The sequence below is a fragment of the Sphingopyxis sp. genome (assembly GCF_035250425.1).
In the GTDB taxonomy this organism is placed as follows: Bacteria; Pseudomonadota; Alphaproteobacteria; order Sphingomonadales; family Sphingomonadaceae; genus Sphingopyxis.
Window position 1 is genome coordinate 1 of record NZ_DATFFD010000051.1, and the last position, 16,661, is coordinate 16,661.

The following is a 16,661-nucleotide window of genomic DNA, read 5'->3' on the forward strand; positions in this document are numbered from 1 at the left end:
GCTGGCGGTGACGATGAACGAAAGCCTGGCCGCGACCCCCGAACTCGCCGCGACGCTGCTGTGGGATCGCAACGCCCGCTGGGCCGATCAGCTGAAAGCACGGATGGATCAGCCGGGCACCGTGTTCGTCGCGGTCGGCGCGGGCCATCTGGCGGGTGAGAAGAGCGTCCAGGATTATCTGAAGGCCCGCGGCCTTGTCGCCAAGCGGGTCAAATATTGAGGGGAACAATCCGCCCTTCGCATCACCGGGGTCGCCGCTTTGCGGCGGCCCTTTTGCTGTGCCTGCTCGCCGCTTGCGACACCGCGGCGCCGGAACGGCAAGCCCGGCCCGCGATGTGGCTGGTCGCCGACGACGACACGCAAATCTATATGTTGGGCGCGATGCACGCCTTGCCGCGCGGCACCGACTGGGACGGCGGTAGGGTCGCCGACGCCGTCGGGGCGGCCGACGAACTGGTGATGGAATTGTCGCCCGCCGAACTGGCGAATGCCGGCGCCGTCTTCCAGACGCTCGCCCCCCGGACCGCACCGCTCGCGATGGAGAAACGGCTGCCGCCCCTGGCGCTCACCGGCTATCGGGCATTGGAGGCCAGCGGCGGCGATTTCGGCGGAGATACGCTCGACGATTGGGCGGTCATGGTATTGATGGGCCAGCGCGTGGCGCAGAATGCCGAACTCGATTCCTCGGACGGCGTGGAAACGCGCCTGACCGAGCGGTTCAAGGACGCCCGCAAGCCGATCGGCGGGCTGGAGACCGCACGCGAACAACTGATGCTGTTCGAAACGCTCGACCCGACGACGCAGCGGACGCTCCTGACCCGCGCGGCCGAAAAATCGGGTGATGCCGTGAGAGACGTCGGCGCCCTGACCGCAGCGTGGGGCCGCGGCGATGTCGCGGCGCTGGAACAGATCATCAATGACGATGTCGATGCCGTTCCCGCGGCGCGCAAGGCCATCATCACCGACCGCAACCGGCGCTGGAGCGCGTGGGCGCAAAAGCGGCTGGAACAGCCCGGCACGGTGCTGATGGCGGTTGGCGCGGGGCATCTGGTCGGGACCGACGGCGTACCCGCGATGCTCGCAGCGGACGGTCTGAAGGTGACGCGGGTGCAATAAGCGCCGTCGCGCTTGCATTTCCGCCGCTTCCCCGCTAAGCGCCCCGGCTTCCGTCATGGTCATCCCTGGAGGCGTGGCGGAACTGTGAAATCTGTTTCGGAGAAAAATGATGAGCGACCAGCTGGTGCTGTCGGCCGAGATGCGTGATCGCGGAGGCAAGGGAGCCTCGCGTGACCTGCGTCGTAATGGCCGCGTCCCCGCCGTTGTCTATGGCGGCAAAGAAGAACCCCTGATGATCCACGTCGAAGAAAAGCTGCTGATGAAGCAGTTGATGACGGGTCACTTCATGAACTCGGTCGTGATGATCGAAGTCGGTGGCAAGCAGGTGCGCACCCTGCCGAAGGACGTCGCTTTCCACCCGGTCAAGGATCGCCCGATCCACGCCGATTTCCTCCGCATCTCGAAGGACGCGAAGGTCACCGTCGCGGTTCCGGTCGTGTTCGCGAACGAAGAAGCCTCGCCGGGCCTGAAGCGCGGCGGCGTGCTGAACGTCGTTCGTCACGAGCTGGAAATCGCCTGTGACGCAGACAAGATTCCCGACGAGATCACGATCGATGTCACCGGTTTCGACGTCGGCGATTCGATCCACATCAGCAACGTCACCCTGCCCAAGGGCAGCGAAAGCGCGATCACCGATCGCGACTTCACCATCGCCACGATCGTCGCCCCCTCGGCGATGAAGTCGAGCGAAGGCGACACGACCGTCGACAGCGGCGAAGCTGCTGCTGCCGAAGGCGGCGAAGAAGCCTGATAAGCAAACCGTCTTAGCCCCTCCCCTTCAGGGGAGGGGTTGGGGTGGGGTTTTGCGGGGCAGCGCGAGGCCAATGGCCCACCCCGCTGCGACTAGCCGACAAGCCGGCAAGTCTCGCTGCCCCTCCCCTGAAGGAGAGGGGATTTTCCATGCAGCTCTGGGTCGGCCTCGGCAATCCCGGGCCTAAATATGCGATGCACCGTCACAATGTCGGCTTCATGGCCGTCGATGTCATCGCCGACCTTCACGATTTCCCCGCTCCGGCAAAGAAATTCCAGGGCTGGATCCAGGAAGGCCGCATCGGATCGACGCGCATCCTGCTGCTCAAACCCGGCACTTTCATGAACGAAAGCGGCCGCAGCGTGCGCGCCGCGCTCGATTTCTATAAATTGACCCCGCAGGACGTCACCGCTTTCTACGACGAGCTCGATCTCGCGCCGATGAAGGTGAAAGTGAAACAGGGCGGCGGCGCGGCGGGCCATAATGGCATAAGGTCGATGATCCAGCATATCGGCGAGGATTTCCGCCGCGTGCGCATCGGCATCGGCCATCCTGGGCACAAGGACCGCGTCACCGGCCATGTCCTCGGCAATTACCACAAGAGCGAGATGGAGCCGCTGATCGACCTGCTCGGCGCGATCGCCGCCGAGGCGAAATGGCTGGCGGGCGGCGACGATGTGCGGTTCCAGAGCGATCTCGCGCTGCGCCTGCAGGGATGACGCAGCTTTTGGTGGCTTCCAACCGGGGCACAAAACGGCCCTTCCTGTCATTCAAGCGTCATAGAAATCATATTTTACCGACATGGTGAAGCCATCTAGCTGACACCTCCCTCTGCAATCGGTGCGCCACCTCATCCGGACGATCCAGTCCGGGGCTCAACCGAAAACAGGGGGACTGCATGTCACATCTTACCGACGACGCCCGCGCGCCTTATCGCGGCGAAACCGATACGCTTCCGGGGCCAGACAGCCTGGAGGCGATCGTTGCCAAAAACCCCTCGCGCCGGACGCTGCTCCGCAACGGCCTGTTCGGCCTGTCGATCCTGCCGGCGCTCGCGGCGTGCGACGACGCCAGCGGTGATCCCAGCGTGACGCTGCCGACGCCCACCCCGACGCCGACCCCCACCCCGACGCCCCCGCCGGTCAGCTACGCCGTCAGTTTCACCGCGGTCGCCGCGAATCAGGACGACAAGGTCACAGTGCCCGCGGGCTACACCGTCGACGTGCTGCTGAAGGCCGGCGATTCGGTCGAAGCCGGCACCGCCTATTCGGGCAGCTTCCCCACCCCCGCGGTCGCCGAGAAATGGGCGGGCGGCAACCATGACGGCATGGAATATTTCGCCTTTCCGGGCGTCGATGCCAACAACCGCGGCATCCTCGCGATGAATTACGAATATCCCGATTTCAACATCCTGATGGCGGGCAGCTACAACGCCGCAACCGCAACCGCCGACCAGAAGGCGCTCGCGCTGTCGGCGGTCGGTATCGGCGTTGTCGAAATCGCCAAGGGCAGCGACGGCAAATGGGCCGTGCAGGCCGGCTCGGCCTATAACCGCCGCTATACCGGCAACAGCAGCTATCGCGCCGGCGGCCCCGCTGCCGGTCTTCTGTCGGCCAACATCAAGGGCATGCTCAACAATTGTTCGAGCGGCCGAACCCCGTGGGACACCTATCTGACCTGCGAAGAGACGACCGACAATTACCTCGACCCGGCGCAGCCCGCGACCAACTATGGCTGGGTGGTCGAGATCGATCCGTTGCGCGAACTGGCGCAGCCGACCAAACGCACCGCAATGGGGCGCTTCGATCATGAAAATGTGGCCTATATGGCGAACAGCGACCGCCGCGTCGCATTCTATATGGGCGATGATTCGACCCCGGGGTGCATCTACAAGTTCGTGCCGGACCGCGCCTATAGCACGTCGAACCGGGCGGCGAACACCGACCTGCTCGACTATGGCACGCTCTATGTCGCGCGTTTCAACGGCGACGGTACCGGCGAATGGCGCGCGCTGGTCGTCGGCCAGAACGGCCTGACCGCGGGCGCGTCCGACCCGGGCAACACCAGCCAGAGCACGACGCCGCCCGCACCGACCATCGTCAATTTCAACAGCCAGGCCGACGTCCTTCTCAACTGCAAGTCGGCGGCGCGCGTCGCGGGCGGCACCGTGATGGACCGCCCCGAATGGCTGACCGTCGCGCCCGACAACAAGGCGGTCTATTGCACGCTGACCAACAACAGCGGCCGCCGCGTCGTCGACCCCGCCAACCCGCGCGTCACCAACCTGCACGGGCACATCATCAAGTTCCGCGAGGAAGGCGATTCGCCGCTGGCGACCAGGTTCAGCTGGGAAATCTTCCTGACCGCGGGCGATCCGTCGCTCTCGGCGGGCGGCAGCAACTTGGTCGGAAACATCAACGGCGACACCTTCTCCAGCCCCGACGGCCTCCGTATCGACCCGCAGGGCCGCATGTGGGTGCAGACCGATCACAGCGTCCCCGGTAACTCGGGGGTCGCGGGACGGACGATCGACCAGGCGTTCGGCCACAACGCGATGTTCTATGTCGACCAGGTCACGAAGCAATCGAAGCGCTTCCTCGTCGGGCCGCGTGGCTGCGAGATCACGGGCCTGGCCTATACGCCAGACCTTACGACCTTCTTCGTCAACATCCAGCACCCGACGGGCAATTGGCCGGTCGCGGGCGAGCAGCCACGCTCGTCGACCGTCGTCGTGCGCCGCACCGACGCACAGCCGGTTGGCGCCTGATCGCGCGCCGCCCGCTCCCCCCTTCGCCGGGCGGGAGCGGGCGACCGTCAGGGTGTGCGCTTGGGCGGCGGCGGCGGCGAGCCATCGCGCGTCTCTGACATCAAGGTCACGCACATCGTCCGGTGCACCGGATGCCGGCCGCATGCGACGCCGGCATAGCGGTGCGTCGGGCGCAGCAGGCTGTGGCGATGCCCGCGGCCGGGCACCCCGTCGTCGATCAACAGCTGGTCGACGACGCCCTCGGGGGTGTGATGGCCATAGGTGATAACTTCGTTCACATAGGGTCCGCCGCCGCGCGCCTTCATCCGTTCGCCGGGGCCGCTGCCCCGCGTATAATGACCGACCGCCCCCGAGCGTGACTGAACCGCGACATGGTCCGCCGCCGCGCGTGCCAGCGGCTCGCTCCATTCGAGTTCGGGGAGCGGCCTTTCGCGGCGAAGGTCGCGGATCGCCTCGTCGACCGCGGCGACGCCCTCGCGCGTCATGATGTCGATCTCGCTGTCGTCGTCGCTGACCAGCAGCTTGCCTTCGAAGCGCGGGCGATAGTCGCTGAGATAGTCGGCATAGGCCGCGGGATCGCTGCGGAAGCGGTTGAGTTCGGTGAAGACACCTTCCTCGAAGCGGCTCGGCGCAGCGACGGCAGCGGTCGCAACGAGAGTCAGGAGGATGGCGGCGGCGAGGAGGCGGGGTTTCGTCATGGCGAGTGCGATAACGGCGCAAGTCTGAACCGCGCGCAACGGCAAAGCATCGCCTGCAAAGACTGGCATCCAACGCGACTTGGCGCTAGGGGCGCTGCAACAGCGGCGCCTCACTCCACAGCGCGCCGAACCTCACGGAGTTTTTATGGGTTTCAAATGCGGCATCGTCGGCCTGCCCAATGTCGGCAAGTCCACCCTGTTCAACGCGCTGACCGAAACCGCGGCGGCGCAGGCGGCGAACTATCCCTTCTGCACGATCGAGCCGAATATCGGCAATGTCGCGGTGCCCGACGCACGCCTCGAAAAGCTCGCCGCGGTCGCGGGCAGCAAAAAGATCATCGCGACGCAGCTCGCCTTCGTCGACATCGCCGGCCTCGTGCGCGGCGCGTCGAAGGGCGAAGGGCTGGGCAACCAGTTCCTCGGCAATATCCGCGAAGTCGACGCGATCGTCCATGTGTTGCGCTGTTTCGAGGATGACGACATCCAGCATGTCGAGAACAAGGTCGATCCCGTCGCCGACGCCGAAACGGTCGAAACCGAGCTGTTGCTGTCCGACCTCGAAAGCCTCGAAAAGCGCGTCCCCGCCTTTGCCAAGAAGGCGGGGCAGGGCGACAAGGAAGCGAAGATCGCCGCTTCGGTGCTCGGGCAGGCGCTCGAGCTGCTGCGCGAAGGCAAGCCCGCACGGCTGACCGAACCCAAGGACGAGGAAGAAGCCCGCGTCCTGCGCACCGCGCAGCTACTGACCTCGAAGCCCGTTCTCTACGTCTGCAACGTCGATGAAGGCAGCGCCGCGAACGGCAATGCCTTCTCCGAAAAGGTGTTCGCCAAGGCGGCGGCCGAAGGCGCGCAGGCGGTCGTCGTGTCGGCGGCGATCGAGAGCGAGCTGGTGACGATGGACATGGCCGACCGGCTCGAGTTCCTCGAAGAAATGGGCCTCCACGAAACCGGCCTCGCGCGCGTCATTCGCGCCGGTTACGAGCTGCTCCACCTGATTACCTTCTTCACCGTCGGGCCGCAGGAAGCGCGCGCATGGACCGTCCACACTGGCGCGACCGCGCCCGAAGCCGCCGGCGAGATCCACAGCGATTTCCAGAAGGGCTTCATCCGCGCCGAAACGATCGCCTACGACGATTATGTCGCGCTGGGCGGCGAAGCGCGGGCGCGCGAAGCGGGCAAGCTGCGCGCCGAAGGCAAGGCCTATGTCGTCCACGACGGCGACGTGATGCACTTCCTGCACAGCTGATCCGGCTTTGTCATTGCGCGGCCGGTCGGCACAAGGACCGCGTAATATTCCAAAGTTCAGGGAAGTTCAGCCCTATGCGACCCCGGTTTGGACCTCGCGATGTGATGACGTGCATGGCATCCCCCGCCGTGGCCGACCCGCAAGCCGGGCGGCGACCGCTTTTTGTTCACCAAATGCAAAGAGCCGGATGAAGGCTGGCATGGCTGGATAATGTAGGAAAGGCTTATTTGAAGGCGACGTCGGCTTTGGGGTGGTGAGCTGCCGTTGATAATCCTCCCCATCGACTTGCGATGGGGAGGTGGCAGCCCGCAGGGCTGACGGAGGGGTCGAAACCTCTCGTCAAGACGCACCGTCCCAACCCCTCCACCACCGCTTCGCGGCGGTCCCCCTCCCCATCGCAAGTCGATGGGGAGGATTCCATGACCGCTACCGGTCGTTAGCGGCCGTTCCCGGAGCAGCTTCGACAGCCCCTACGGCTCGAACGCCGCCAAGATCGGGCACGGCCCCTTGTCGCTCGCCGCGCATTGGTCGGCGAGACGCGCCAGCGCGCCGCGGGTTGCGGTCATCTGTGCGATCTTTTCGTCGAGCACTTCGATCCGTTGGCGTGCGAGCGTGCGCACGCGTACGCGGTCGTCGCTCGCTTCCAGTGCCAGCAGTTCGGAAATCTCGTCGAGGGTGAATCCCGCCACCTGCGCCGAGCGGATGAATTTCAGGCGGCGAACATCGTCTTCCCCATAACGGCGAATCCCCCCTCCCCAGCCGTCGCCGCCACTGCGCGCGGGCGTGTCGAGCAAGCCTCGGCGCTGGTAATAACGCACGGTTTCGACGCCGACATCGCCTGCCTTCGCCAATTTCCCGATCGTGAGTTGCATCGCTTGACTCCGTACCATGGTACGGACGCTATATGGGGTGCATGACAAAGCAAGCAACCCTCCATCGCATGGTCATGCCGGGGCACACCTGCCCCTATGGCCTCAAATCGAAACATCTGCTCGAAAGTCGCGGCTTTACCGTTGACGACCGCTGGCTGACGACGCGCGAGGAAACCGACGCGTTCAAGGCCGAGCATGGCGTCAAGACGACGCCGCAGACCTTCATCGATGGCGTGCGGATCGGCGGTCACGACGACCTGCGCCGCCATTTCGGTTTGAAGGTCGCCGATCCCGACGCCACGAGCTACACGCCGGTGATCGCGCTGTTCGCGATGACCGCGTTGATGGCGCTCGCGACCAGCTTTTCGGTCTATGGCGACGCCTTCACCCTGCGCGCCGCCGAATGGTTCATCTCGTTCAGCATGATTGTGCTCGCGCTGCTCAAATTGCAGGACGTCGACAAGTTCGCGACGATGTTCCTGAACTACGACCTCCTCGCCAAGCGCTGGGTGCCCTATGCGAGCATCTATCCCTTTGCCGAGGGGCTCGCGGGCGTGCTCATGACCGCGCACGCGCTGTCCTGGCTGTCGATCCCGCTTGCCCTCTTCATCGGCGGCATCGGGGCGACGTCGGTGTTCAAGGCGGTCTATATCGACAAGCGCGACATCAAATGCGCGTGCGTCGGCGGCAGCAGCAAGGTGCCGCTGGGCTTCGTTTCGCTCACCGAAAATCTGATGATGGTCGCGATGGCGCTGTGGATGGCGCGGATGTGGTTCTGACCCGCGCCACCATCGGTCATTGATGAAACATAGGACTGGGCTATCAGGGGCCGTGATTCGCCCCTGGGGAGCCCAGCCATGTTCAACCGCCGCCATTTCCTTGCCGGGGCCACGCTCGCCGGCCTTGCCGCCCCCGCGATCCTGCGCGCCGAGGGCGGCATCTTCCGCGAGTTTCCCTTCAGTCTCGGCGTCGCGGCGGGCGATCCGGCGAGCGACGGTTTCGTCATCTGGACGCGTCTCGCGCCCGAACCGATGGAACGTCACGGCGGGATGCCGTTGGCGAATTTCCCGGTCGACTGGGAAGTGGCGAGCGACAGCGGCTTTCGCGAAATCGTCGCCAAGGGCACCGAACTCGCACGCCCCGAACTTGCGCACAGCGTCCATGTCGAGGTTGCCGGATTGCAACCCGACCGCCCCTATTATTACCGCTTCACCGCGGGCGGCGAGCGCAGCCTGCGCGGCCGCGCACGCACCCTGCCCGCCCCCGGCGCAAAGGCCGATGCGCTGAAATTCGGTGTCGCCGGGTGCCAGCATTTCGAGGCGGGCTTTTTCGGCGCCTATCGCCACCTCGCGCGCGAAGACCTCGCCTTCGTCTATCATTATGGCGACTTCATCTATGAATATAGCGAGGAATATCTGTTCAATACCGGTCTGCCGACGCGCCCGGTGCGCAAGCACGCGCACCGGGCACTTGTCGACCTCGGCGATTTTCGCGACGCCTATGCGCAGCAGCTTGGCGACATCGACCTGCAGGCGGCGCGCTCGGTCCACGCCTTCCTGTCGAGCTTCGACGATCATGAGATCCGCAACGACTGGGTTTCCGACATCGACAACTGGAAGCTCGGCCTCGACGTCAACGACCCCGAAGCCGCCTCGCCTGAGGTTTTCATGCTGAAGAAGCAGGCGGCGATGCAGGCGTGGTACGAGCATATGCCGGTGCGCAAGGCTTTGCTGCCGCGCGGCGGAATGGTCGCGATGAACCGCGAGTTTCGCTGGGGCGACCTGATGGCGATGCAATTGCTCGACACCCGGCAATATCGTGACGACCAGCCGTGCGACGACGGCTTCAAGCCCGCTTGCCCCGACGTCTTCGCCCGGGACAAGCAGGTGCTCGGCAAGGCGCAGGAGGAGTGGCTCGGCCGCAACCTGGCCAAGGGCGGCGCCACCTGGAATGCCTTTGCGCAGCAGATCACGATGATGTCGCTCGACCGGCGTCGCAAACCCGACGAGCCGAAGAAGATCGTCAATCTCGACAGCTGGGCGGGTTATGAAGCGCCGCGCGAGCGAATCTTGTCGCGCATGGCGGGGTTGAAGAACAATGTCGTCCTCACCGGCGACGAGCATCAGAATTTCTGCGGCGACCTCGTGCTCAAAGACAAGGTCGCCGGTGCTGAATTCGTCGCAACCTCAATTTCGAGCGGCGGTGACGGTAGCGACCAGCGCAATGGCACCGATAGCTTCCTGAAGCTCAACCCCGAGCTCAAATTCGCCAACGACCAGCGCGGCTATCTCGTGTGCGACGTCAATCGCGAGGCGTGGCAGACGCATTTCATGGTGGTCGACAAGGTAACGACACCGGTCAACACGCTGTCGAAACGCGCGACGGGCGTGGTCGAGCGCGACGTCGCCGGGATCAAGATGGCGTGACGTGTCGCCGGACGGTCACATAAGAACCATAGCGGACCCGGCATGAACCGTTTCCTCTCGCTGATCCTCGCTCTCCTGCTTCCCCTCGCCGCGCACGCGCAGGAGGGAGGCGAGCGCAAGCCCGTGACGATCCTGATCTCGATCGACGGCTTTCGCGCCGATTACCTGGGTCGCGGTATCACACCTAACCTGTCGCGGCTTGCGGCCGAGGGCGCGCACGGCGAGCTGCGTCCGTCCTTCCCGACCAAGACCTTCCCCAATCATTACGCGATCGTCACCGGCAAGCGCCCCGACAATCATGGCATCGTCGGCAACAATATGATCGACCCGCGGCGCCCCGACGTGCGGTTCAGCCTCGGCGATCCGAAGCAGTCGCTCGATCCCTTTTGGTGGGACGAGGCCGAGCCGGCGTGGGTCACCGCGGGCAAGGCGGGCGTGCGCAGCGCGACGATGTTCTGGCCGGGCAGCGAGGTCGCGATCCATGCGAGCCGGCCGCCCGACTGGCTGCGCTACGACGCGCATGTCGGCTATGCGCAGCGCGTCAACACGATCCTCGACTGGATGCGTCGTCCCGCCGATATTCGCCCGGCCTTCGCCACTCTCTATTTCGAAGCGGTCGACGATGCGGGGCACAGGTTCGGCCCCGACAGCGCCGAAGTGAATGCCGCGATTGGCGAAGTCGATGCACGCATCGGCGACCTCACGGCCGGCCTTGCTGCGATGGGCCAGCCGGCGCAGATCGTCGTCGTCGCCGACCACGGGATGCGCGCGATCGACGAAAGCCGCGTAATCCAGCTCTCCGACCTGATCGATCTTCCGAGCATCATCGCGGTCGAAACCGGACCTTACGCGGCGATCGAGCCCGCTGCGGGGACCGACGAGCGCGTGTATGATGCGCTGCTGAAACCGCACGATCATATGACCTGCAACCGTCGCGAAGAGCTGCCCAAGCGGCTGCATTACGGCCAGAACCCGCGCGTCGCGGCGATCATCTGTATCGCCGAACCCGGCTGGTCGATCATCGCGGGTACGCCGACATGGCCGGTCAAAGGCGGCGCGCACGGCTATGACAATCAGGACCCCGAAATGCTCGCACTGTTCGTCGCGAGCGGCACAGGCCTGAAAGGCGATGTCGGGATCGTCGACAATATCGAGGTCTATCCGCTGCTGATGCGGCTGATCGGTGTTGCGCCGCTGCCGAGCGACGCGACGGGCGAACTCGTCAAGCGCCTCCGCTGATCAGTCGCGCAGCACCGCCATCGCGTGGATCGAGGCCGTCGGCGCGTTGACGATCTGGAGTTGGTAGCGCCCCTGCGTCACGTCATATTCGACCATTTTGCGAATGCCTGAACAGGCGGGACCACGGCCGTGAGTGACCGACTTCACCGCCGCGCCATCGCGAACGAGGTCGATCCACGCCCCCGCATCAAGCGCGACAATCAGCCGTCCGGCTTTCTTCACCTCGATCGGGATCATGCCGCCGAACTTATAGACGTCGGGCTTGCGTTCGGGGGCGATGCCGTAGCGCAGGCTTTCGAACTTATGCAGTGGCAGTTCGGTGCGCGCAGCACCGAGCGGCGACCAGTCGGCACCGAGGTCGTCGCCATAGGCGTAGATCGTCTTGCTCGACGCATTGCGCGACCAGTCGGCGAGTTCGGGCGGCAGGACGGGAGCCGTCGGACAGGATGGCGTAGCGGGCGCCGCGATGGCCGTCGCGGGCACGGCTGCGGCGAGCGACATGGCGATGATCCGGAACCGCATCCTATTTCCTCCCGAACAATTTCTCGACATCGTCCATCGCGAGCTTCACCCACGTCGGCCGCCCATGATTGCACTGGCCGCTGTGCGGCGTGACCTCCATCGTACGCAAGAGCGCGTTCATTTCGGTGACACTGAGCGTGCGGCCGGCGCGGACCGAGCCGTGGCAGGCCATCGTCGCGGCGACGAGTTCGAGCCGCTCGCTGAGCCCCAGCGCGGCGTCATAGCCCGCGAGATCGTCGGCGATGTCGGTGACGAGCTTCTGGCAGTTGATCGCCCCCAGCATCGCCGGGGTCGCACGGACCATCACCGCGGCAGGGCCAAAGCGTTCGAGGTCGACGCCGAGCGCGGCGAGCTGCGGCGCCGCGGCTTCGAGCCGGTCGCATGCCGGCTCGTCGAGTTCGACGACTTCGGGCAGCAAAAGCCCCTGCGACGGCACCGCCTGCCCGCCCATGCCGCGGCGGAGTTGCTCGAGCACGAGGCGTTCGTGCGCGGCGTGCTGGTCGACGATGACGAGGCCATCCTCGGCCTCGGCGACGATATAGGTGCGCGCGATCTGGCCGCGCGCGATGCCGAGCGGATGCGCCTCGCCTTGCGGCACCGGCGCGGTCGCGGGTTCGGCGCGGCCCATCGGGAGCGCATCGCGCGGCGGCGCGAAATCGACGATGCGGTCGTGCAGCAAGGCGGTTGTCGCGGTATCCCCTTCCGCCCCGAAAAGATGCGTCGCCGGGGCGTGGGGATAAGGGTAATGCGCCGAGAACAGTGTCGGCGCGGGCGGCGCGACGGGTTCCTGCTGCCACGCCGCGAGCGCCGCCTCGGCGGGACGCTGGACGCTGCGGAAACCATGTTCGTCGAGCGCGCGGCGCAGGCCGCCGACGATCATCCCGCGGATGAGCTGCGGATCGCGAAAGCGCACCTCGGTCTTCGCCGGATGGACGTTGACGTCGACCTCGCTCGTCGGAACGTCGAGGAACAAAGCGACAACCGGATGGCGATCGCGCGCGAGCAGGTCGGCATAGGCACCGCGCAGCGCCCCGACGAGCAGCCGGTCCTTCACCGGGCGCCCGTTGACGAACAGATATTGATGGTCGGCGATGCCGCGATTGTAGGTCGGCAGGCTGATCACGCCGCCCAGATGCACCTCGCCGCGGCCCAAATCGACCCCGATGCTGTTCGCGGCGAGATCGCGCTGGGTCAGCGCGGCGACGCGCGTCAGCTGGTCCTGCCCGCCCTGCACGTCGAGCACGCGGCGCCCGTCCTGCTCAAAGGTGAAGCCGATGTCGGGCCGAGCCATCGCGAGCCGTTTCACGACGTCGAGACACGCGGCATATTCGCTGCGTCCGCTGCGCAGGAATTTGCGGCGCGCGGGAACGCGCGCGAACAGATCCTCGACCATCACGCGCGTGCCCTTGGCGAGCGCGGCCGGGCCTTCGGCGACCACCGCGCCATTGTCGACGACACGCTTCCAGCCGTCGCCGCCCGCGACACGGCTTTCGAGCGTCAGCCGCGCGACGCTCGCGATCGAGGGCAGCGCCTCGCCGCGAAAACCCAGCGTCGTGACGTCCTCGATCGCATCGTCGGGCAGCTTCGACGTCGCATGGCGTTCGAGCGCGAGCGCCATGTCGGCGGCGGTCATTCCGCAGCCGTCATCCTCGACCTCCAGCCGCGAAATCCCGCCCTCGGCGATTCGCACCGAAATGCGAGTCGAACCGGCGTCGATGGCATTTTCAACCAGTTCCTTGAGCGCAGCGGCAGGTCTTTCGACCACTTCACCGGCTGCGATCCGATTTACGAGCTTTTCCGGCAGGCGACGTATTGACATGGCCGCTCTCCTAGCGCAGTCGAACGCAAATCGCGACCCATCCGCACAGCCCTGATCATTTTGTCCAGCCACCCCAAAAGGAAGAGCCGGAATCTCCCCCTGATTGTTGCTGTCGCCGGCCGGGCGCGCCGGTAAAATCACGACAGGGGCGTGTCCATCAGGGGCACGGCTTCGATGACAGGAAGCAGTATCGATGTCCTTCTTTTCCCGCTGGTTCAAATTCAATTCCCAAGACATGGCTATCGACCTCGGCACCGCGAACACGGTCGTCTATGTGCGCGGCAAGGGCATCGTGCTGAACGAGCCCTCGGTCGTTGCGGTCGAGACGCTGAACGGGATCAAGCGGGTCAAGGCCGTCGGCGACGACGCGAAGCTGATGATGGGCAAGACCCCCGACAGCATCGAGGCGATCCGTCCGCTGCGTGACGGCGTCATCGCCGACATCGACGTCGCCGAACAGATGATCAAGCACTTCATCACCAAGGTCCACGGCGGCAAGCCGAACGCGTTCCGCAGCCCCGAAATCGTGATCTGCGTCCCCTCGGGCTCGACCAGCGTCGAACGCCGCGCGATCCGCGATGCCGCGTCGAACGCCGGTGCGAGCGAAGTGTGGCTGATCGAGGAACCGATGGCCGCCGCGATCGGCGCCGACATGCCCGTCACCGAGCCGATCGGTTCGATGGTCGTCGACATCGGCGGCGGCACGACCGAAGTCGCGGTGCTTTCGCTGCGCGGCCTCGCCTACACCACCTCGGTCCGCGCCGGCGGCGACAAGATGGACGAAGCGATCGTCTCCTATGTCCGCCGCCACCATAATCTGCTCATCGGCGAAGCGACCGCCGAACGGATCAAGAAGGATTTCGGCATCGCGCGCATCCCCGCCGACGGCGTCGGGCTGACGATCCACATCAAGGGCCGCGACCTCGTCAACGGCGTGCCCAAGGAAATTTCGATCAACCAGGCGCAGATCGCCGAAGCCTTGTCCGAACCGATCGGGACGATCGTCGAGGGCGTCCGCATCGCGCTCGAGAACACGGCGCCCGAACTCGCCGCCGACATCGTCGATCAGGGCATCGTCCTGACGGGTGGCGGCGCGTTGATCGCCGAGCTCGATGAACTGCTTCGCGACGCGACCGGCCTGCCGGTCACGGTCGCCGACGACCCGCTGACCTGCGTCGCGATCGGCACCGGCCGCGCGATGGAAGACCCCGCCTTCCGCGGCGTGCTCCAGCAAGCTTGATCGCTTAGGTCTGCTCCATGGTCCGCCCGGCACATCGACGTCCGGGACAATCCCGAAAGGCTCAGTACAGCCTGTTCGTTGCCTATGTCATCGCGGTGACAGGGGCGGTGGCGGGCCTGTTGCTGGCGATCCTGTCGGTCGTTGATCCCATCGGTTTCGCCCAATTGCGTGTGGCGAGCCAGGAAATCGCCGCGCCCGTCGCACGCGCGTCGCGATCGGTGATCGGGTCGATTTCGGGCATCGACGATACCGTTGGCGCCTATGTCAGCGCGGGCACGCAGAACCGGCGGCTGCGCAAGGAACTCGCCGATACGCGACGCGAACTCGTCGCGACGAGCTCGCTGCAGGAAGAGAATCGCCAGCTGAAGGCGCTGCTCAAGCTGCAGGAAACCGACAAGACCGCGCTCGCCAACGGCTATCTGCTCACCTCGACCTCGACGAGCAGCAAGCGCATCGCGCTGCTCAGCATCGGACGCAACCTCGGTGTCGCCGCGGGTCAGCCCGTACGCGGCGCCGATGGGCTGATCGGCCGCGTGCTCGGCGCCGGCCCTTCGGTGTCGCAAGTGCTGCTGCTCACCGACGTCGACAATATCGTCCCCGTGCGCCGTGCGCGCGACGGGCTTCCCGCGCTCGCCAGCGGCCGCGGCAACGGCGACCTCGACGTCCGCACGCTCAACATCGCGAACAATCCGTTCAAGCCGGGAGACATCCTGGTCACCTCGGGCACCGGCGGGCTTTATCCGCCCAACATTCCGGTCGCGATCGTCGTGCGGCGACAGGACGACGGTGCCCTCGCGCGCCCGCTCGCCGATCCGGGCAAAGTCGACGCGGTGTCGGTGCTGCGCCCCTACACCCCCGATAATATCGAGGCGCAAGGCCTGCCCGGCCCGGCAACGCCGGCCGCCGCCCCCGCCGGCGCGCCATGAACCAGAAGGGTCCGCGCCTCGGCGAACCGGCATCGCTGTGGCGGATGCGCATCGTTCCGATCGCGAGCGTGATGTTCGCCTCGGCGCTGCCGCTGATGCTGCCGCTGATCGCCAACTCGCCGGTGCTGCCGCCGCTCGGGCTGCTCTTTTTCCTTTGCTGGCAGCTGCTGCGCGCCGAAATGTGGCCGGTGTGGATCGGGCTGCCGCTCGGCCTGTGGGACGATCTGTTCAGCGGCGCGCCGATCGGCACCGCGATGGGACTGTGGACGATCGCCAGCATCGGCATCGCCTATTCGTCGCAGCGCATCTATTGGCGCGGCTTTTTCCACGACTGGGCGATCGCCGCGGCGTCGGTCGCGATCATTCAGTCGCTCGCCGCGCTGATCACCCACCCGCACGCCGCGACCGGCCGCGTGCTCGGCCTCGTGGTGCCGCAGATCATCGTATCCGCGCTGCTCGTCCCGCTGTTCATGCGCCTGACCGGCAAGTTTGACAATTTCCGCCTGAAACGCCGATAGACTGGTTCCAACCCCCTAATGCCGAAGAAGAAGAGTCCGCCGATTACCGAAGCCTGGAGGGGCCTTACCTTCACCCGCCGCGCGCTGGTCGTCGGCGGCGCGCAGGCGGCGGTCGGCGTCGCGCTCGCGGCGCGCATGGCTTATATCTCGGTGGTCGATAATGATCGCTATGTCCTTGAATCGGAAAGCAACCGCGTCAACCTGACGCTCGTTCCGCCGCGGCGCGGCTGGATCGTCGACCGCGGCGGCAAGGCGCTCGCGAACAACCGCGTATCCTTGCGCATCGACATCATTCCCGATCGCCTGCACAACAAGGAGCTGGTGCTGGGGCAGCTCCAGACCCTGCTGCGCCTCGACGGCGACACGATGGAACGCATCAACCGCGACCTGAAGGCGGCGTCGGGATTCCAGCCCGTCGCGATCAAGGAGGATATGACCGAGGCCGAGTATAGCTCGATCCTCGTCCGCCTGCCCGAACTGCCCGGCATCGCGCCGCAGCGCGGCTTTGCCCGCAATTACCCGAC

Annotated in this window: 16 protein-coding genes and 1 pseudogene; 13 read left to right on the top strand and 4 right to left on the bottom strand. The window is 65.7% G+C overall.

Annotated features, from left to right (window positions below; genetic code table 11):
* The 5 genes from VJ811_RS03215 to VJ811_RS03235 form a co-directional block, all read left to right on the top strand.
* The coding region (locus VJ811_RS03215) for a TraB/GumN family protein (RefSeq protein WP_324070837.1) at positions 1–220 on the top strand (220 nt) is incomplete at its 5' end.
* Positions 221–273: 53 nt separating this feature from the next.
* Entirely contained in the window at positions 274–1,116 is an 843-nt protein-coding gene (locus VJ811_RS03220; RefSeq protein WP_324070838.1) for a TraB/GumN family protein, read from the top strand.
* A gap of 109 nt (positions 1,117–1,225) precedes the next feature.
* Positions 1,226–1,867 (top strand): 50S ribosomal protein L25/general stress protein Ctc, encoded by a 642-nt coding sequence (locus VJ811_RS03225; RefSeq protein ID WP_324070839.1) that lies wholly within the window; start codon positions 1,226–1,228, stop codon positions 1,865–1,867.
* A gap of 149 nt (positions 1,868–2,016) precedes the next feature.
* Positions 2,017–2,586 (top strand): aminoacyl-tRNA hydrolase, encoded by a 570-nt coding sequence (pth, locus tag VJ811_RS03230; protein WP_324070840.1) that lies wholly within the window; start codon positions 2,017–2,019, stop codon positions 2,584–2,586.
* 179 nt (positions 2,587–2,765) lie between these two features.
* The gene (locus VJ811_RS03235; protein ID WP_324070841.1) at positions 2,766–4,634 is read left to right on the top strand and encodes a PhoX family phosphatase; all 1,869 of its coding nucleotides are present in this window, start codon (positions 2,766–2,768) and stop codon (positions 4,632–4,634) included.
* Positions 4,635–4,681: 47 nt separating this feature from the next.
* Here VJ811_RS03235 and VJ811_RS03240 read toward each other — a convergent pair whose 3' ends face one another.
* Complete coding sequence (locus tag VJ811_RS03240) at positions 4,682–5,332, bottom strand: CAP domain-containing protein (RefSeq protein WP_324070842.1); 651 nt, start codon at positions 5,330–5,332, stop codon at positions 4,682–4,684.
* A 145-nt stretch (positions 5,333–5,477) separates the two neighbouring features.
* Between VJ811_RS03240 and ychF the strand changes: the two genes are divergently transcribed.
* Positions 5,478–6,575: a redox-regulated ATPase YchF gene (ychF, locus tag VJ811_RS03245; protein WP_324070843.1), complete on the top strand. Its 1,098-nt coding sequence runs from the start codon at positions 5,478–5,480 to the stop codon at positions 6,573–6,575.
* 470 nt (positions 6,576–7,045) lie between these two features.
* Here ychF and VJ811_RS03250 read toward each other — a convergent pair whose 3' ends face one another.
* Positions 7,046–7,447, bottom strand: coding sequence for a MerR family transcriptional regulator (locus VJ811_RS03250; RefSeq protein ID WP_324070844.1), 402 nt, complete (start codon positions 7,445–7,447; stop codon positions 7,046–7,048).
* A 41-nt stretch (positions 7,448–7,488) separates the two neighbouring features.
* On the opposite strand from VJ811_RS03250, the gene VJ811_RS03255 reads away from it, so the two are divergent.
* From VJ811_RS03255 to VJ811_RS03265, 3 genes are all read left to right on the top strand, one after another.
* A complete protein-coding gene (locus tag VJ811_RS03255) occupies positions 7,489–8,226 on the top strand; it encodes a glutaredoxin family protein (protein ID WP_324070845.1) in 738 nt (245 codons plus the stop codon).
* 78 nt (positions 8,227–8,304) lie between these two features.
* The gene (locus tag VJ811_RS03260) at positions 8,305–9,873 is read left to right on the top strand and encodes an alkaline phosphatase D family protein (RefSeq protein ID WP_324070846.1); all 1,569 of its coding nucleotides are present in this window, start codon (positions 8,305–8,307) and stop codon (positions 9,871–9,873) included.
* Between the two features lie 42 nt (positions 9,874–9,915).
* Positions 9,916–11,112, top strand: coding sequence for a nucleotide pyrophosphatase/phosphodiesterase family protein (locus VJ811_RS03265; RefSeq protein ID WP_324070847.1), 1,197 nt, complete (start codon positions 9,916–9,918; stop codon positions 11,110–11,112).
* On the opposite strand, the gene VJ811_RS03270 is transcribed toward VJ811_RS03265, so the two are convergent.
* A complete protein-coding gene (locus tag VJ811_RS03270; protein WP_324070848.1) occupies positions 11,113–11,634 on the bottom strand; it encodes a homogentisate 1,2-dioxygenase in 522 nt (173 codons plus the stop codon).
* A gap of 1 nt (position 11,635) precedes the next feature.
* The gene (gene mutL / locus VJ811_RS03275; RefSeq protein ID WP_324070849.1) at positions 11,636–13,453 is read right to left on the bottom strand and encodes a DNA mismatch repair endonuclease MutL; all 1,818 of its coding nucleotides are present in this window, start codon (positions 13,451–13,453) and stop codon (positions 11,636–11,638) included.
* Between the two features lie 193 nt (positions 13,454–13,646).
* Between mutL and VJ811_RS03280 the strand changes: the two genes are divergently transcribed.
* From VJ811_RS03280 to VJ811_RS03295, 4 genes and pseudogenes are all read left to right on the top strand, one after another.
* On the top strand, positions 13,647–14,693 hold the full coding sequence (locus VJ811_RS03280) for a rod shape-determining protein (RefSeq protein ID WP_039574668.1): 1,047 nt from the start codon (positions 13,647–13,649) through the stop codon (positions 14,691–14,693).
* A gap of 17 nt (positions 14,694–14,710) precedes the next feature.
* The gene (gene mreC / locus VJ811_RS03285) at positions 14,711–15,619 is read left to right on the top strand and encodes a rod shape-determining protein MreC (protein ID WP_324070850.1); all 909 of its coding nucleotides are present in this window, start codon (positions 14,711–14,713) and stop codon (positions 15,617–15,619) included.
* On the top strand, positions 15,616–16,137 hold the full coding sequence (locus VJ811_RS03290) for a rod shape-determining protein MreD (RefSeq protein ID WP_324070851.1): 522 nt from the start codon (positions 15,616–15,618) through the stop codon (positions 16,135–16,137). The genes mreC and VJ811_RS03290 overlap by 4 nt, the downstream gene beginning before the upstream one ends.
* Positions 16,138–16,155: 18 nt before the next feature.
* Positions 16,156–16,661, top strand: a pseudogene (locus VJ811_RS03295) (penicillin-binding protein 2); the annotation flags it as partial.

Coding starts and splice junctions, on each gene's coding strand:
- VJ811_RS03250 (WP_324070844.1), bottom strand. CDS start 7,447: ATGCAACTCACGATCGGGAAATTGGCGAAGGCAGGCGATGTCGGCGTC.
- VJ811_RS03265 (WP_324070847.1), top strand. CDS start 9,916: ATGAACCGTTTCCTCTCGCTGATCCTCGCTCTCCTGCTTCCCCTCGCC.
- VJ811_RS03235 (WP_324070841.1), top strand. CDS start 2,766: ATGTCACATCTTACCGACGACGCCCGCGCGCCTTATCGCGGCGAAACC.
- VJ811_RS03270 (WP_324070848.1), bottom strand. CDS start 11,634: ATGCGGTTCCGGATCATCGCCATGTCGCTCGCCGCAGCCGTGCCCGCG.
- mutL (WP_324070849.1), bottom strand. CDS start 13,453: ATGTCAATACGTCGCCTGCCGGAAAAGCTCGTAAATCGGATCGCAGCC.
- VJ811_RS03280 (WP_039574668.1), top strand. CDS start 13,647: ATGTCCTTCTTTTCCCGCTGGTTCAAATTCAATTCCCAAGACATGGCT.
- mreC (WP_324070850.1), top strand. CDS start 14,711: ATGGTCCGCCCGGCACATCGACGTCCGGGACAATCCCGAAAGGCTCAG.
- VJ811_RS03255 (WP_324070845.1), top strand. CDS start 7,489: ATGACAAAGCAAGCAACCCTCCATCGCATGGTCATGCCGGGGCACACC.
- ychF (WP_324070843.1), top strand. CDS start 5,478: ATGGGTTTCAAATGCGGCATCGTCGGCCTGCCCAATGTCGGCAAGTCC.
- VJ811_RS03240 (WP_324070842.1), bottom strand. CDS start 5,332: ATGACGAAACCCCGCCTCCTCGCCGCCGCCATCCTCCTGACTCTCGTT.
- VJ811_RS03225 (WP_324070839.1), top strand. CDS start 1,226: ATGAGCGACCAGCTGGTGCTGTCGGCCGAGATGCGTGATCGCGGAGGC.
- VJ811_RS03290 (WP_324070851.1), top strand. CDS start 15,616: ATGAACCAGAAGGGTCCGCGCCTCGGCGAACCGGCATCGCTGTGGCGG.
- VJ811_RS03260 (WP_324070846.1), top strand. CDS start 8,305: ATGTTCAACCGCCGCCATTTCCTTGCCGGGGCCACGCTCGCCGGCCTT.
- pth (WP_324070840.1), top strand. CDS start 2,017: ATGCAGCTCTGGGTCGGCCTCGGCAATCCCGGGCCTAAATATGCGATG.